A 16294-nucleotide genomic window follows, 5' to 3' on the forward strand; every position below is an offset into this window, starting at 1 on the left:
CCCCGTTCCCCGTGGTGACACGAAACGCGGTGCTCAGGCGTCCCCGGAGCGCCGCGCGTGGCTCGAAGATAGCAAGTCATGCGCACAGCAGGGACAGGTCTCGCCACCTCATGGCCGCCGTGCAACTATCTGACGTATCGTCAGATCTCGCGGAAGCCCACACCTGGAGGCGCCATGGCGGAGCAGCAGGAGCACCCGTGGTCTCCGCAATCGACGGCATGGCCGGGGTCGGCAAGGCTAAGTTCACATCGCCGACGCTGTCCGGCAACGTGCGATCATCGAACGGTTCCGCGGCGCAGCACGCGGCGGTACCTCCGAAGTCCGGGCAAACGTCGCGCGCCCAAGCAGATAGCTCGCCGGACACTTATAGCTGTGACGCGCCACCTGGCCCGGTGATCAGGTGGCCCCGGTTTGGATACCTGGAGCAACCACCAGGACGACCTCCGGTCGGCAATCGGCGCGGGGTTCGATACCGGGCCGATGGTCTGAGGCAGATCACCCGCTGCTGAACATTGCGACATGACTCGGTGGGTGATACCGCCGCCTATCGCTGACCAGCACTGCACTGGCGTTCGTGGCAGGTAGCACCGTTTGATTGCCCTTCCTGGCACCGACTTCATGAACGAGAGCCGTGACTCAAAGGTCTGGCCGCGGGCAACCGGCTGTAGCGTGGCGGCGTTCCTCCAACCAAAACATGTAGTCACGCAGGTGAGACTCCAAGTCCCCGTCGAGGTAGGCGATCAGGTCTCGCAACGCGGAGCCCGCATCTTCGTTGTCGGCATAGGACGTAGCCCATTCCCGGAGTCGCGCTCGTTCGCCCCACCAGGAGCGGATGTCCTGGACACTCCAGCGATCATGTCCGTCCCATCCATAGCCCCTGAACGGATCAGACCATGCCGCGCGGAGGACTGACTCCACCTCCGTGGCCGTGCGCGGTTGCCGGAAGACGAACTCCTGGCCCGTCTCGTCAGTCAGGACATGGCGCCGGGCGACAGGAGGTCCGGCCTCACAAGTATCGGTGCCGGCGCCGTAGAACGGGCCGGGGACGTTCCGCCAGTTCCGCTCCTCCCACTGTCCCAGTAGGAACTTCTCCGGGGCGGGACGAACAACCGACCGGCCATCGGGGCCCCAAGGCTTCAGCAGCTCATGTGCGGCTCGCGCAGCCGGTATGGGGTCCCAGTAGTTCGAATCACTCGGCACGGAGCCATCCTGGCATTCGCTGTGCGCGGCGGTCAGCTGGCAGGCACCAGCTGTCAACGCTTCGTGGAAAGTGCCCTCAGGGAGTTCCGGAGAATCAACCCCGGCATGCGGCGGCTCTGTGCGGACCGCCCAGTAGTGTGCAACTGATCCGTCTTCGTGCAATCTGTACGGAGTCCGTCCTGAGGTTGATGTTGCTGGACACGCCGACTACGGGACGCTTCTTGTGCTGAGCGATCCACGATTCCGGGCCCGCTCGGGTATCAGCACGCCATCCCATTCGGCGAGATCGATGTCATCGGCATAGAAAGGCACTCCGAACTGGGCTTTTGTGATGACTATGGCGTCGTTCACGGAATCTGACGTATCGTCAGATCTCGCGGAAGCCCACACCTGGAGGCGCCATGGCGGAGCAGCAGGAGCACCCGAAACGGGAGCCGAGTCCCTACAAGAAGCTCGCGAGCGAGGGGCCTTACGGGCCCGGCATCGGATCGGCTCTGATCACGATGGTGGAGCCGCATCCGGGACAGGAGCACGCCTACAATCGCTGGTACGAAGATGATCACTACATCTCCGGCGCGATGTCCATGCCGTGGATGTTCGCCGGGCGGCGGTGGGTCGCCACGCGTCCGTTGCAGTTGCTGCGGTATCCCGCCGACTCCGCTGTCGCGAGTCCCGTGACCGCCGGGGCCTATATCACCGTGTACTGGATCAACGAGGGCCGGTATCGGGATCATCTGGACTGGACCGTCGCGATCAACCGGCGGCTGCTGCCGGACGGCCGGGTGTTCCAGGAGCGGACGCATGTCTTCACGTCGTTCCAGAACTACCTTGGCGTCGTCTACCGGGACGGGGACTCCGGTCCGCGTGACATCCATGCCCTGAACCACCCCTACGCGGGGCTCATCGTCGAGGTCTTCGACGCGGCGCCGGACCAGGATCCGGCGGCGCTGGCGGCCTGGCTCCGGGAGAAGCACCTGCCGGCGAAGTTGGAGGGTTCGCCGGTGGCGATGGCGACGGTCTTCGAGCCGATGCCGTTGCCCGGGACGACGCCGACCTACGTGAAGGCGGTCGAGGGTGTCGGCAAGCGCATCACAGTGCTCTTCTTCACCGAGGCCGATCCCGCTGAGGACTGGGACCGGTTCGTCGGCGACGGGGCCGCCGTCGAGGCCTCGGGGCTGGGCCGGCTCGAGTTCGCCGGGCCGTTCATCCCGACGGTGCCCGGCACCGACGCGTACGTCGACCAGCTTCGCTGACCGAGGCGGCGCCCCGGCCGGTGAACGACGACGGCCACCGGAGAACCGGTGGCCGTCGATGTCAGCGTCAGCGTGCTGTCACAGGTCGCTGATCTTGATCGTCTGCTCGCCGAGCTTCGAGGCGAAGGCATTCCACTCGGAGACCACTTCGCCCTTGACCGAGCCCGCCTTGTCGCCGGCGCTGTTGCCCTTGTTGAAGTTGTCGTTCGAGCCGGGCTTGCCGGTGCAGCTCAGGTTGTCGTTGGCCCATGCCGCGTAGTCGTTCTCGGACTCCGCGGACAGCTGCCAGGCGTTGACCAGGTTCGCCTGCAGCTGCGTGCCGCCGGGCAGCTTGTCGACCGACAGCGGCTTCGTGCCGTCGGCCTGGGCCTGCCGCTTGGCGGCCACGTCGGAGAAGTCCGCTTTGTACGAGGCCACGTTCTTGCACTGCTGCACGCCGGAGATCGCCGCGTTGGCCTTCGAGCGCAGCTCGTGGCTCTGCGCGATGATCGTGAATATCGCGTCGGCCTGGGCCTTGGCCGCCGGGTCGACGCCGGGCGGCGCGGAGACGGTGGTGCTCGGCGGCGGGGTGTCGGGGGTCGTGGACTTGCCCGTGGCGCTCGGCTTGGCCTTGCCGCCTCCGCCGGAGAAGGCCACCGCGGCGACCACGATCAGCACCACGAACACGCCGACCGCGACCATGAGCGTGCGGTTGGACTGGCGGCGGTCCGGGCCGGTGGCCAGCAGCAGGTCCGGCTCGCCGGGGCCGCGGCCGCCGTGGTTCATGCCGCCGCCGTACATCTGCGGCTGCACCCGCGGTATGGCCTGGGTGTGCGACTCGGGGTTGACCGGGCCCTGCGCCTGCGCGGAGTAGCCGCCGGGGTCGTAGCCCCGGTTGGGCATCTGCTGCTGGCCGTAGCCGGTCTGGTCCTGGCCGTAGCCCGACTGATCCTGGCCGTAGCCGATCTGGTCCTGCGTCGGCGGCTGGTACACCGGCGCCTGGCGCCCGGTGGCGTCGGCCGGCGGCAGGGCCTGCGTCGGCTGCGGGCCCATCCCGGGGCCGGCCGAAGGCGGACCCGAGGCACCCGGCCCGCCGGGGCCGTTCGTCGCAGAGTTCTGCGAATACGACGGTCCCGAATAGCCCGCGGCTCCCGGCACCGACACACCTATCGTGCCCTGGTTGGGCATCAGCGAGTGCCGGTTGTCGACCGGCGCGTCTCGGAACAGGTGGTCGAACTCGTTCGGGATCCCGCCCTGTGCGTGCTGCACCGGCGCCGGCTGGCCCGGCAGGCGCCAGGAGAAGCCGGAGGATTCGGGGATCGGTCCGCCCGGATAGCCGTCGTCTTCCGGCGGGGCGGGGGAGACGGCCTGGTGAGGCGTCTCGACAGGGGCGAATTGCGCGGTATGCGACATTCCCGCCTGGGCGGTCGCGGCATCCTCCGACGGCGCACGCCCACCCTCGGCTGTCGGCTCGCTTTCTTGCAGCGTCTCGTCCATAGGCGGGACCGAGCCTACCCGATCGGACTTTCGATGCTTGACCACAACGCCGGACCCGATGGCACAGACGTTCAGGCGTTGATGGGCTCGCCGGGCCGCCGCAGGGCTGTCAAGCTGCGGAATTCCCGGGTCGCCGCGACGGTGGCGTACGGATCGAGCCGTCGGTCGAAATCGTGCAAAGCCTCGACCGCGCGGGCCGAGCGGGCCCGGCCGGACAGCTTCACGGCCTCGGTGGCGGCGGCGCACCCGGCCTCCACCTCGCCGCCCTGGACCCGGGCCGAGGCCAGGGTGAACAGGTTCAGCACCCGGCGCCGGGTCTTGTCCACGCCGAAGCCGGCCAGCGCCGCCGCGGCCTGTTCGGCCGCCTGCCGCGGCTGCTCCAGGTCGCGGTGGCAGGCCGCGGCCGTGTCGGCTATGTAGTGGTGGTCGAAGTAGGCGGACCAGACCGGGGCGTCACCGTCGCCGCGGTCCAGCTCGTCGCTGGCCCGGCCCAGCGCCTGCTCGGCCGCGCGCCGGTCGCGCATCGCGGCGTGGCCGCGGGCCTCGGCGCAGAAGTACTCGGCGCGCACGTGCGGTGACGCGGTCCCCCGCGCCCCCTCGTCGGCCGAACGCGCCAGCTGCACGGTCTCGCGCGGCGCGCCGAGCGAGTTCGCCAGATGGCTCATCGCCGACAGGATGTGCCCGCCGTGCGCCCGGTCGCCGGCGGCCTGCGAGAGTCGCAGGGCCTGGATGTAGTACCGCTGCGCCAGGCCGAGGCGGCCGGTGTCGCAGGCGAGGTAGCCGGCCAGTTCGGTGAGCGCCGCGGCGGCGCCGAACAGCTGGCGCCCGACCCGCTCGGGGTAGGTGCCGCGCAGCAGCTCGGCGACGACGCCGTCGAGGTAGCGCACCGCCAGCACCCGGACGTGGCCGCCGCCGAAGCGGTGGTCCAGCGTGCGGAACGCGTCGGTCGTGGCGCGCACGGCGGCGACGTCCGACAGGCCGACGCGCAGCGGCGCGTGTCCGTTCTTGGCCGCGGCCATGCCCCGGGCGACCACCGGGTCCTCGGCCATGATGAGCCAGTCCCGGCTCGGCCCGACCATCGCGGTGACCGCGAACGAGGCCGCGCGCAGCTGTTCGCGGCCGGCGGCGTCGGCCCGCCACAGCCCGGCCGCGACCGCGATCGCCTCCGGAGTGTCGGCGGCCAGGCCGAGCGCGAGCGAGGAACTGCCGTCCCGCTCGTCGACCATGCCGATCTCCTCGACGGTGACCGGCCGGCCGAGCTTGCGGCCCAGCGCCTCGGCGATCAACGCCGGCGTGGTGGCCCGCGGCTGCTGTCCGCGCAGCCAGCGTGCCACCGAAGTCTTGTCGTAGCGCAGGTCCAGACCGAGCTCCGCGCCCGCGAGATTGACCCGCCGGGCCAGTCCCGCGTTCGAGCAGCCGGCCTCGGCGATCAGCTCCGCGAGTCTCCGATTCGGCTCGCGCGGCCCCCGGTGCCCCTCCATACCCCCGGTGATACCCGCCGGACAATCGGACGAACATAGATCTTCATGATGAATGCAGATCTTCATGATGAACACAGATCTAGAAGACGAACACTGATCTAGAAGACGAATCCCCGTCTGGCGCAACGAATGCAGCTCAACTCGGCCAAATATCAGACCTCTTGCACATTCGGGCAATCAGGTGACATGCGACCCGTAACCAGACTCCTGTCACTCGCGTTATGGGCACATGACTGTGCTGTCACTCCCCGAGAGCGACCTCGCCGAGGCCGGTCCCGCCCCGGTGGGCGCCGATCCGCTGGGCCTGAAGGCCGCCGCACTGACCTACATCGAGGAACGGCACTGGGACATCCTCCCGGGCGCGTCGGTACTCCGCGTGGACGGCGCCTGGCGCTGCTCGTGCGGGAACAACGCGTGCACCGCCCTGGGCTCGCACCCCGCACACCGCGAGTGGAACAAGCAGATCACCGCGCAGCCCTCGCGCGTCCACGGCTGGTGGGAGGAGAACCCCGACTCGGCGATCCTGCTGCCCACCGGCCGCACCTTCGACGTCATCGACGTCCCGGAGCAGGCCGGCTGCCTGGCCCTGGCGCGACTGGAGCGCAGCGGGGCGGCGCTGGGTCCGGTCGCGGCCACGCCGACCCGGCGGCTGTACTTCTTCGTGCTCCCGGGCACGAAGAAGAAGATCCCTGAGATGCTCATGCGCGCCGGCTGGGGCCGTGCGCAGCTGGACCTGGTCTGCCACGGCGAGAAGGACTTCGTGGTGGCGCCGCCCTCGCGCATGGGGACCGGCGGACAGGTGCAGTGGGCCCGGCCGCCCGGGGAGTCGAATCGATGGCTGCCGGAGGCGGCGGAACTGATCCCGACGCTGGCCTACGCCTGCGGGCGCGAGCGGTTGGACAGGGGCCACGGGAGCGCCAGCCAGAGGTAGGAACAGAAGCGGAAAGCCAGTCCAGGCACCAAAAACGGCGGTCACCGATCGGTGACCGCCGTTCGCGTGTGAGCTCGCGGGTGTGCGGAAGTGTGAGCTCGCCGGCGCGCGGGCTGCTACGCGCCGGTTGCTTACTCCTTGGGTCGGAGCCCGGCCGCCTTCTTCCGCAGGAACACCAGCAGTCCGGCGCCGCCGAGCACCAGCACCACCGCGACGATGGCGATCGGCATGAGCGACCCGCTCGCGCCGGTGTGCGCCAACGCTCCGGTCTGGCTCTCGTCCAGCGCCGCGGGGGCCGCGGGGGCCGCAGTCGTCACGGCTGCTGCTGCGGCCTTGGGCTTCGCGGCGGCGGTCGAGGTGGTCGTAGTAGTCGTGCCGCCGGCCGCCGAGTTCGACGACGAGGACTGGCCCGAGGGCGTACCCGTGCCGCTGCCGGCCGCGGCCGCGCCGGGCGTCGTGCACGAGGCCGAGGCGAGGGTGATCCCGCCGTTGACCTTCGCCAGGTTCAGCGCGTTCAGCGTGACCTGCGCCTCGACCGCGGCCGAGGCCCCGGCGCTGTCGATGGTGGTGGTCGGCGCCAGCTGCACGTCGATGTCCGCCACCCCGGGGACGTCCAGCTTGACCTCGCCGGTCAGCGGGACCGGGAAGTCCTGGCCCAGCAACTGGATCGTGGCCGGCATCTTCGCCGAGGCGGTCGGCTTCTGCCCCGGCACACAGGTCGCCTGCGCGGAGATCAGGTCCACCTTCAGGATCCCGTTGTCGGCGCTGGCCCCGGGCAGGTTCAGCAGCGGCAGGAACAGCCGGAGGTTCGCGACCGTCGCGTAGGCCTGGGTGTAGCCGCCGGGACCGTTGATGACCCGGGCCGTCCCCGAGACCGCGTCGGCCTTGATGAGGTCCGCGTCCGGGCCGGGGAGATGCAGGGTGTTGATCAAGTTGTCGCGCAGCCGGACCACGGAGTTGGTGAAGTTCGCCGAGTCGCCGCTCGCGTTCGGCGCGTCGGCCTCACCGAGCGACAGGTCGGCCAGCGGCAGGTCCAGGCCGTTCGGCCCGGTCAGGTGCAGCGCGCCGAGCAGGCCGTTGAGCAGCTGCACGTCGAGGTGGACCTGACCGGCGACCGCCTTGGCGGTACCCGTCTGCGAAGACCCCGAAGAGGTCGTGGGGGACGATGCGTCGGAAGCAGCGGCGGGCAGGGCTCCGAACGCGGTCACGGCCAGAGCGGCCGCGGACACGAACAGGAGGGAGGCGCGGCGGCGACGCCCACGTGGGGAAGGCATCATGCCGCCTAAGTCGGCATCCGGAGCGGATATCGAAGACATTGTGGCGAACCCCCAAGACTCTTGGACAGCCTCGCCATTCTTGCTCACCCTGAGCGGTCTGACTATCACAAAGCGTGGATTCACCCACACAGATTATCCGAGCCCGAATTTCCCCGGTAGACCCGAACGACGGTCAGGCGGCACGCACAGTGACGAACACATGCCCGGCCAGATCCAGGTCCAGTTCGGCGGTCTCGCCGACGGAACCGAGCAGCACGCCGCCCGGCGAAACCGTCGCACGGACCGTCTGGCCCGGCTGCACGCCGGCCCGGCGCAGGCGCAGCATCAGCTCCGGGTCGTTCTGCAGCGGCTCGCCGAGCCGGCGGACGACCAGGTTCTGCGCCGTCGCCGAGCGCGCGCTGCGCTCCACCACGTCGCGCAGGTTGGCCACGTCTCCGTCCAGGAACGCCTCCTGCTCGCCGACGGAGTCGTCGAGCTCGGCCAGGCCCGGGATCGGGTTGCCGTACGGCGACTCGGTCGGGTGGTCCAGGATCTCCAGCAGCCGCTTCTCCACGGCCTCGCTCATCACGTGCTCCCAGCGGCAGGCCTCGACGTGGACGTCCTCCCACGCCAGCCCGATCACGTCGGTCAGCAGCCGCTCGGCCAGCCGGTGCTTGCGCATCACGCGGGTCGCCTGCTCGCGGCCGGCGTCGGTGAGCTCCAGGTGCCGGTCGCCCTCGACGGTCAGCAGTCCGTCGCGCTCCATGCGGGCCACGGTCTGGCTGACGGTCGGGCCGCTCTGCCCCAGCCGCTCGGCGATCCGCGCGCGGAGCGGGACGATGCCCTCCTCCACGAGCTCGTAGATGGTCCGCAGGTACATCTCGGTGGTGTCGATGAGGTCGCTGCTCACGTTCTCCAGTCCCTTCCCGCGGGCCCACGGCCGCCGTCACATGGTGCCAAGCCGCCGGTCCTTCAAGGCCGGTCCGCACAGCGGTGCTCCATTGTTGCGCATTCCACCGACACGCAGGGGCACCTGGCGCGGTTTCAAGACACTCGGCCACCCCCGCGCCACCGGCGCGGCCGATGGCCCGTCAGCCGAGCAACGCCTCCGCGCGCTCCGTCCGCAGGTGCAGCAGCACCCGGCCGTCCCGCCGCGTGGCGACCAGTCCGGCCCCGCGCAGCACCCCGAGGTGCTGCGAGACCGCCCCGGCCGTCACCCCGAGCCGTCCGGCCAGCTCCCCGGTGGTGCCCGGTTCGGCCAGCTGGACCAGCAGCTCGGCCCGGGTGCGGCCGAGCAGGGCCGACAACGCGTCCGGGGCCGGCCGCCGCGTCTCCCACACCGTCGCCACGGCCCGCGCCGGATAGTGCAGCAGACCGGAGGTGACCGGCTTGGTGTTCACGCAGATGTCCGGCCAGCCGAGCACGCTCGGAGACAGCACCAGCGCCCTGCCGTCGAGGACTACTTCCTTACCGGTGAACGGCCACACGGCCTCGCTGATTCCCGGGCCGTGCAGCCGCAGTTCGCCGTCCGACCAGCGCACGTCGTGGTGCAGGTCGTCGAAGACCGCGGCCGCGCCGCCGTCGGCCAGCACCCGGGCCCGATAGGCGATGTCGGCCTCCAGCACCCCGAGCATCCGCGGCCAGTGCGGGGCCACGAGGACGTCGAACACGCGCCGCAGGACGTCGGCGAGCCGGGCCAGGCCGGCCGGCGGATCGTCGTAGAACTCCCGCTGGAAGCGGTCGCTCGGCGCGCCGTTGTTGTCGAAGTAGCGCCGGACGCGCCCGGGATCGGCGGCGCGGATGGTCTCGAGTTCTTCGTCCAGCGTGGGCATGTGGACGTCCGGCGGCGGGACCAGGACGCCGGGGCGGACGGCGCGCGAGGTGAACCCCGCGAGGATCTCCCACCCGGGGACGTCGGCCAGCAGCGGCCGGGCCCAGCGGACCCACGGCAGGTGCACGGCGTGCCTGCCGGGCTCCTGGAGGACGTCCACGGCCTGAAGCGCCTCATAGACCGGCGAGATGGCGAAACGGACGCGCGCCATCTCGGTTCCGGCGATCGGTATGCGGACCGGTCTGGCCATCGGCACCCCCTCCCCCCGTGATTTAGCAAGCACTAAATCGTAGCTCCGCGGCGGCCGATCTTCGAATCTTGCTCCCATGACCGTTCTTTCTTTCCGTTCCGAGTCCCCCGCCCCGGTCCGCCGCCCGAAGGCGCGCCCCGACAAGCTCGGCCGCGACTGGCATCTGCTGTTCACCGCCGGCGCGATCTCGGTCCTCGGCGACGGCGCGTTCGTCGCCGCGCTGCCGTTGCTCGCCGCCGGGTACACCCGAGATCCACGGTTGATATCGGGTCTCACGGTGGCCGGGACGTTGCCCTGGCTGGTGTTCTCATTGCAGGCCGGGGCGATCGCGGACCGTTCGGAGAGCCGGCGGCTGTCGATCCAGGCGCAGGCCTGGCAGTTGCTGTGCGTACTGGCGGTCGGGGTGCTGGCCATGGACCGCAGCGCGGGATGGGGATTGGCGGCGTTGTACGTCCTCGCCTTCGGCCTGGGCATGGCCGCGGCTCTGGCGAAGAGCGCTTCGCAGCCGTTGATGACCTCCGTGGTCCCGCGCGAGCGCCTGATGTCGGCGAACGGGCAGTTGTACACGGCGCAGTCGGTGGCCAAGGATTTCGCCGGACCGGCGCTCGGCGCGGCGTTGTTCGCGCTGACCCCGACGCTGCCGTTCTGGGCCGACGCCGTCACCTTCGCGGTGTCGATGCTGTTGATCGCGCGCCTGCCCCGGACCGGACGGCCCCGGCGGCCCCGGCAGCCCGGTGCACCCGCCGTCGAAGCGGGAGCAGCGGAAGCGGCCGCGACCGGACGCCGGTCGCTGCGCGCCGACATGAAGGAGGGCCTGACCTGGCTGGCCCACCACCGCCTGCTGCGCACCACGACCATGCTGTCGGCGGCGGCCAACTTCGGTTCCACGATGGGCGCCGCGACGCTGGTGCTCTACGTCGGGACGCACCACTACGGCGTGCTGCTGAGCATCGCGGCCGTGGGCGGCATCGTCGGCGGGCTGATCAGCCGGGCCGCGGTGGCCCGGCTCGGCGGCCGGGTGGTGGCGCGGCTGTGTTCCTCGGTGACGCCGGTCGCGGGCATCGGGATCGGGCTGTTGGGGCCGAACATGTTCGTGGTCGCCGCCCTGCTCGGGGTCGGCAGCATGAGCGCTTCGCTGTGGAACGTGGCGGTGGTCTCGCAGCGGCAGCGGCTGGTGCCGCCGCATCTGCTGGGCCGGGTGTCGAGCGCCGGGATCATGGTGGTGTGGGGGATGCAGCCGCTCGGCGCGCTGGTCGGCGGCCTGATCGCGGGGTGGTTCGGGCTGGCGGCGCCGTGGGTGGTCGGGGGCGGGCTGCGGATCGTCGCCTCGGTGCTGGCGATCCGGCCGCTGCGGGAGTGGCAGGACTGATCGGCGGTTCGGGGGGCTGGCGGTCCGCTCACCGGAACCGGCTGCGGGCTATCGGCTGAAGGGGCTGACACGGCCGGTGCGCGCTGAAGGGGATCGGAGGGGGATCCCCTTCAGCTGCGGCACATGAGCATCTTCAGTAGCGGCGCATGAGCATCGCGCGGCCGACCTCCGCGACGTGCGGAGCGAGTTCCAGGTCGACGCTCAGCCACTCGTCCTCGGAGACCGTCACCGCCGCGGCGCGCGGCGGTCTCCCCTTGAGGAGCCGGGCCCGGAGGTAGTCCGCGGGGTGTGAGGAGTCGATCTGCGTGCCCCGGAACTCCGAGACGCGCGCGGACCGGATGTACTCGTGCTCCGGGATGGTCGGGATGTAGTCCTGGAGCCCGATCCACATCTCCATGGCGTCTTCGAGGCTGGCCGCCTTGCGGACGGACGTGTGCGCGGACCGCGCGCGGGCCACATATGCCTCGACCGACATGCGCGCGCCGAACTTGCGCAGCAGCGCGAGCGCCGCCTCGGTCGACGCGGTCTGCGCGGCGATGTCGTCAGCGAGGAACTCGGCCCGCAGCGACACGTGGATCCGGAGCCAGCCGTAGAACCGCTGGAGCCCGGTCATGAGCAGATAGAAGGGGAACAGGATCACGGGCAGGAGAAGCTGCGCGAGTCCGGCCTCGCCGGGAGGCACGGGGCGTCCGTGGGTGCTCGGGTAGAACAGCACGCGCCATTCCGGAAGGCTGCGGTGCGCACCGGCGACCAGCACGCTCTGTGTGGTATCGCCGTTGACCTGGTGGCCGAGTTCGTGGCCGAGCAGCGCCAGCCGCTCGTCGCCGTCCAGGATCTGCCACAGCGGGACGCCGAGGGTCAGGACCGGCTCGTGGCGGAGGCCGCGCCGTGCGGTGCTCGCGTTGAAGGTGCCGTCGAAGGTGACGTACTTCGGGACCGGGGCCCCGGTCGCCTCGCCGACGCGGTCCAGGATCGCGAACAGCTTCGGCGCCTTCCCGCGCTTGATCCAGCCGGTGCCGGGGCGCTCGGCGAACCGCGGCCGGACCACCCACACGACGCCGAACCCGAGCAGCGCCAGGACGTCCAGCGGCCACAGCCCGCTGAGCAGCGCCGCCACGGCGCCGCCGAGGATGACGAGGGTGAGGGTGTGGATGGCCAGTCCGAAGGACACCGCGGCCAGCCGTGCGGCGCCGCCGGGCCGCAGTTCGCCGGACTGGAGCAGACGTTCCTGGAGCGCTTCACCTCTGCGCCGGGCTGTCTCGCGTCTGCGCTGTACGTGCTTTGTCAGGGTCGCCGACTTCTGCTGTTCATCCTTGGCGATCAGGTCGTGATCGTCCGCCATGCACCACCGTGCGAACCTGGCGTCGAACTCGCCCGACCATCCACACCGCGGACATGTGTATTCGACTGTTCGCGGCGTATCTGTCAGTGCCACGGCGCAATAATGGACGTCTGTTCAACCGGGCAACACCCATCGGAAATCAAGGAACGATAACGATGTCGCTGCCGATCCCGCGCGGGGTCTCGATCGACGCGCTGCGCACTGCCGCCCTGGCCTGCCAAGGGTGCGAGCTCCACCAGGCCCAGCCCGGTTCGCTGAGCGGACCGACGCAGACGGTCTTCTCCAAAGGGAACCCCGCCGCGCGCGTGGTGTTCGTGGGCGAACAACCGGGGGATATGGAGGACCGCGCGGGGCTGCCGTTCGTCGGGCCGGCCGGGCAACTGTTCGACCGCGCCATGGCCGAGGCGGGCATCGACCCGCGGCAGGCGTACGTGACCAACAGCGTGAAGCACTTCCGGTTCATGCAGGACCGCCCCAACGGCCGGCGGATCCACAAGACCCCGGACACCACGCACATCGAAGCGTGCAAGCCCTGGCTGCGCGCGGAGCTGACGATAGTGGACCCCGAGGTGATCGTGGTGCTCGGCGCCACCGCCGGCCGGGCCCTGATCGGCCCGCAGTTCCGGGTGACGCGGGACCGCGGCAAGGTGCTGATGTGGCCGCCGTCGGGGGACGCGGGCTTCGGCACCGACCCCTCGCGGCGCCGGGCGGTGTCGCTGGTGGCGACGTCGCATCCGTCGGCGGTGCTGCGCGCGGACAATCAGGAGACCGCGTACAAGGAGCTGGTCTCGGACTTGCTGCTGGTCGCGCGGTTGCTGGCTTAGGCCGATCTGAGAGTGTGGATCCCATGCTGACGATCTCGCGCCGCTTCAACGGCCCTCCGCACTCCGGCAACGGCGGCTACGTCTCCGGGATGCTCGCGCAGCTGTTCCTGGAGGAGTTCGGGGACACGCCCGGCGCGAAGGTGGAGGTCACGCTCCGCAAGCCGCCGCCGCTGGAGAAGCCGCTCACAACCCGGCAGCCGGCGGAGAGCGAGAGCCTGCGGCTGCTGGACGGCAGCACCGTGATCGCGGAGGCGGAGCTGGTGGAGGCCGCCGGGGAGCTGGTCGAGCCGGTGTCCTACGACGAGGCGGTCACGGCCGCCAAGGGCTACGCCGGGCTGAGCGGGCATCCGTTCCTGACCTGCTTCGTCTGCGGCCCGGACCATCCGACCGGGCTGCACGTCTTCCCCGGCCCGGTCCCGGGCCGCAAGGGCGCCGTGGCGGCTCCGTGGACGCCCGCAGAGGACGCGGTGGGGCCGGAGTTCGTGTGGGCCGCGCTGGACTGTCCGGGGGGCTGGTCGGCCGGCGATCTGGCCGGGCGGCCGATGGTGCTGGGCCGGATGAGCGTGGAGATGCTGGACGAGGCGCCGATCACCGCCGGGGAACGCTATGTGGTGCTGGGGAGGCACCTGCGCACCGAGGGACGCAAGACGTTCACCGTCTCCGCGCTCTACGGCCCTTCGGGAGAGCCGGTGGCGAGCGCCGAGGCGGTGTGGATCGCGGTCGATCCGGCGAAGGTGAAGCCGGTCGGCACGGACTGAGCGGTTCAGTTCGGTCCGGTGTCGGCCTGGTTCAGCCTGGTCCGGTCCGGTCCGGTCCGGCCTCGGCCTGGTCCGGTCCGATGTCGGCCTGGTTCGGTCTGGTGTCAGCCTGATCCGGTCTGGTGTCAGCCTGGTCCGGTCCGACGTCGGCCCGGTTCGGTCCGGTGTCGGCCCGGTCCCGTCTGGTGTCGCGGCCTGGTCCGAGCTGGTGTCAGCCCGGACCGAGCCGCCGTCAGCGTCGGAGTGGGTCGGAGGGGTCGCGGCGGGCGCGGGGCCGGCAGCGGCGTCAGGGACTGAGGCGCTCGATGGTCCAGCCGTCCGGGCTGTGCTCGTCGCGCTTGTAGCGGAGCCGGTCGTGCAGCCGGTCGGGGCGGCCCTGCCAGAACTCGACGGTCTGCGGCCGGACCAGGAAGCCGCCCCAGAAGTCCGGCAGCGGCACCTCGGTGCCCTCCGGCCACTGTTCGGCCAGCTCGGCGGCCCGCTTGTCGAGCCAATCGCGGCCCGGGATCACCGTGGACTGCTCGCTGGCCCAGGCGCCGATCTGCGAGCCGTGCGGCCGGGTGGCGAAGTATTCCTCATCGGATTCGCGGTCCAGCTTGGTCGCCGCGCCGATGACGATCACCTGCCGGTGCAGCGTGTACCAGGGGAACAACAGGGAGCAACGGGGGTTCGCCGTCAGCTCCCTGCCCTTGCGGGAGCCGAGGTTGGTGTAGAAGATGAATCCGGTTTCGTCGAACCCCTTCAACAGCACTGACCTGCTGGAGGGCTGGCCGTCGAGGTCAGTGGTAGAGACCACCATGGCGTTCGGTTCGGGCAGGGAAGCCCGGACGGCGTCCTCCAGCCACCCGGAGAAGAGGAGGTGGGGTGCGGGTGCCGCGTCCTGTTCACGCAGCGTTCCGATGCCGTACTCCCGGCGCAGCGCTGCGAGCGCTTCAGAGTCCACAGGGCCACGGTAACGCGTGTGACATTCCAGACACAGCACTGCCCCCGGTGCAGAGCATCCTGTGTGGCGAGTCACTATAGGAGAGACGCACTAATCACGACACCACCGTGTCGTCACGTTGACGCCGGGTAAGGCGACACCGTGGCAAGCCAGCTGGCCGCATCGAGCCACAGCACGTTGAGCGGCACACAAGGAAACAGAGGGAGTACACATGTCCGACTTCGTACCGGGCCTTGAGGGCGTCATCGCCTTCGAGTCCGAAATCGCCGAACCGGATAAGGAAGGCGGCGCTCTCCGGTACCGCGGAGTCGACATCGAAGACCTCGTCGGACGCGTGACGTTCGGCAACGTGTGGGGCCTTCTGGTGGACGGCAAGTTCAACCCGGGTCTGCCGCCGGCGGAGCCGTACCCGGTGCCGGTGCACTCCGGCGACGTGCGCGTCGACGTGCAGTCCGCGCTCGCCATGCTGGCTCCCGTGTGGGGCCTGCAGCCGCTGCTGGACACGTCGGACGAGAAAGCCCGCGAGGACCTCGCGCGCGCCGCCGTCATGGCGCTGTCCTTCGTGGCCCAGTCCGCCCGCTCGATCGAGCACCCGGGCCAGGCCATGGTGCCGCAGAGCGAGGTCGACAAGGCCGAGACGATCGTCGAGCGCTTCATGATCCGCTGGCGCGGTGAGCCGGACCCCAAGCACGTCCAGGCCATCGACGCGTACTGGACCTCGGCGGCCGAGCACGGCATGAACGCCTCGACCTTCACCGCCCGCGTCATCGCCTCCACCGGCGCCGACGCCGCGGCCGCGCTGTCCGGCGCGGTCGGCGCGATGTCCGGCCCGCTGCACGGCGGCGCCCCGGCGCGCGTGCTGCACATGGTCGAGGCGGTCGAGGAGATCGGCGACGCCCGCAAGTACGTGAAGAGCGTTCTGGACAAGGGCGAGCGCCTGATGGGCTTCGGCCACCGCGTGTACCGCGCCCAGGACCCGCGCGCCCGCGTCCTGCGCCGCACCGCCAAGGAGCTGAACGCGCCCCGCTACGAGGTCGCCAAGGCCCTGGAGGAGGCCGCGCTGGCCGAGCTGCACGAGCGCCGCCCGGACCGCGTGCTGGAGACCAACGTCGAGTTCTGGGCCGCCGTGGTCCTGGACTTCGCGCAGGTCCCGGCGAACATGTTCACCTCGCTGTTCACCTGCGCCCGCACCGCCGGGTGGAGCGCGCACATCCTGGAGCAGAAGAAGACCGGCCGCCTGATCCGGCCGTCCTCCCGCTACATCGGCCCCGGCCCGCGCAAGCCGGAGACCGTCGAGGGCTTCGAGACGATGGTGCCGCCGAGCGGCTTCCACACGTACAAGGACTGACCGGCTCTGGTCGGCGCTGGTCCGGCCCCCGG

The 16294-nt window shown here is 70.6% G+C and carries 13 protein-coding genes; 6 read left to right on the forward strand and 7 right to left on the reverse strand.

The window, feature by feature from the left end:
- The first annotated feature begins 1601 nt into the window (after nucleotides 1-1601).
- The gene (locus tag ABH920_RS00345; RefSeq protein ID WP_370345466.1) at nucleotides 1602-2453 is read left to right on the forward strand and encodes a hypothetical protein; all 852 of its coding nucleotides are present in this window, start codon (nucleotides 1602-1604) and stop codon (nucleotides 2451-2453) included.
- A gap of 78 nt (nucleotides 2454-2531) precedes the next feature.
- Here ABH920_RS00345 and ABH920_RS00350 read toward each other — a convergent pair whose 3' ends face one another.
- Nucleotides 2532-3929, reverse strand: a complete 1398-nt coding sequence (locus tag ABH920_RS00350) for a hypothetical protein (protein ID WP_370345468.1) — start codon at nucleotides 3927-3929, stop codon at nucleotides 2532-2534.
- A 71-nt stretch (nucleotides 3930-4000) separates the two neighbouring features.
- Nucleotides 4001-5410: a transcriptional regulator gene (locus tag ABH920_RS00355; protein WP_370345470.1), complete on the reverse strand. Its 1410-nt coding sequence runs from the start codon at nucleotides 5408-5410 to the stop codon at nucleotides 4001-4003.
- Nucleotides 5411-5639: 229 nt separating this feature from the next.
- On the opposite strand from ABH920_RS00355, the gene ABH920_RS00360 reads away from it, so the two are divergent.
- A complete protein-coding gene (locus ABH920_RS00360; RefSeq protein WP_370345472.1) occupies nucleotides 5640-6341 on the forward strand; it encodes a bifunctional DNA primase/polymerase in 702 nt (233 codons plus the stop codon).
- A gap of 131 nt (nucleotides 6342-6472) precedes the next feature.
- Here the strand turns inward: ABH920_RS00360 and ABH920_RS00365 are convergent, their stop codons facing one another.
- The 3 genes from ABH920_RS00365 to ABH920_RS00375 all read right to left on the reverse strand — a co-directional run bounded on the left by ABH920_RS00365 (nucleotide 6473) and on the right by ABH920_RS00375 (nucleotide 9678).
- Nucleotides 6473-7570, reverse strand: a complete 1098-nt coding sequence (locus ABH920_RS00365) for a hypothetical protein (RefSeq protein WP_370345474.1) — start codon at nucleotides 7568-7570, stop codon at nucleotides 6473-6475.
- Between the two features lie 220 nt (nucleotides 7571-7790).
- Complete coding sequence (locus ABH920_RS00370) at nucleotides 7791-8477, reverse strand: metal-dependent transcriptional regulator (protein WP_370346693.1); 687 nt, start codon at nucleotides 8475-8477, stop codon at nucleotides 7791-7793.
- A 211-nt stretch (nucleotides 8478-8688) separates the two neighbouring features.
- Entirely contained in the window at nucleotides 8689-9678 is a 990-nt protein-coding gene (locus tag ABH920_RS00375; protein WP_370345476.1) for a DUF5937 family protein, read from the reverse strand.
- Nucleotides 9679-9754: 76 nt separating this feature from the next.
- Here ABH920_RS00375 and ABH920_RS00380 point away from each other — a divergent pair, with 76 nt between their 5' ends.
- Nucleotides 9755-11047, forward strand: coding sequence for an MFS transporter (locus ABH920_RS00380; protein WP_370345478.1), 1293 nt, complete (start codon nucleotides 9755-9757; stop codon nucleotides 11045-11047).
- A 133-nt stretch (nucleotides 11048-11180) separates the two neighbouring features.
- Here the strand turns inward: ABH920_RS00380 and ABH920_RS00385 are convergent, their stop codons facing one another.
- Nucleotides 11181-12389, reverse strand: a complete 1209-nt coding sequence (locus tag ABH920_RS00385) for a M48 family metallopeptidase (protein WP_370345480.1) — start codon at nucleotides 12387-12389, stop codon at nucleotides 11181-11183.
- A gap of 155 nt (nucleotides 12390-12544) precedes the next feature.
- Here ABH920_RS00385 and ABH920_RS00390 point away from each other — a divergent pair, with 155 nt between their 5' ends.
- Nucleotides 12545-13213, forward strand: a complete 669-nt coding sequence (locus ABH920_RS00390; RefSeq protein ID WP_370345482.1) for a UdgX family uracil-DNA binding protein — start codon at nucleotides 12545-12547, stop codon at nucleotides 13211-13213.
- 23 nt (nucleotides 13214-13236) lie between these two features.
- Complete coding sequence (locus tag ABH920_RS00395; protein ID WP_370345484.1) at nucleotides 13237-13971, forward strand: hypothetical protein; 735 nt, start codon at nucleotides 13237-13239, stop codon at nucleotides 13969-13971.
- Nucleotides 13972-14257: 286 nt separating this feature from the next.
- Here ABH920_RS00395 and pdxH read toward each other — a convergent pair whose 3' ends face one another.
- A complete protein-coding gene (gene pdxH / locus ABH920_RS00400) occupies nucleotides 14258-14914 on the reverse strand; it encodes a pyridoxamine 5'-phosphate oxidase (protein ID WP_370345486.1) in 657 nt (218 codons plus the stop codon).
- Nucleotides 14915-15125: 211 nt separating this feature from the next.
- On the opposite strand from pdxH, the gene ABH920_RS00405 reads away from it, so the two are divergent.
- Complete coding sequence (locus ABH920_RS00405) at nucleotides 15126-16262, forward strand: citrate synthase 2 (RefSeq protein ID WP_370345488.1); 1137 nt, start codon at nucleotides 15126-15128, stop codon at nucleotides 16260-16262.
- The last annotated feature ends 32 nt before the right edge of the window (nucleotides 16263-16294 follow it).

The sequence above is a fragment of the Catenulispora sp. EB89 genome, from assembly GCF_041261445.1.
Lineage (GTDB): Bacteria > Actinomycetota > Actinomycetes > Streptomycetales > Catenulisporaceae > Catenulispora.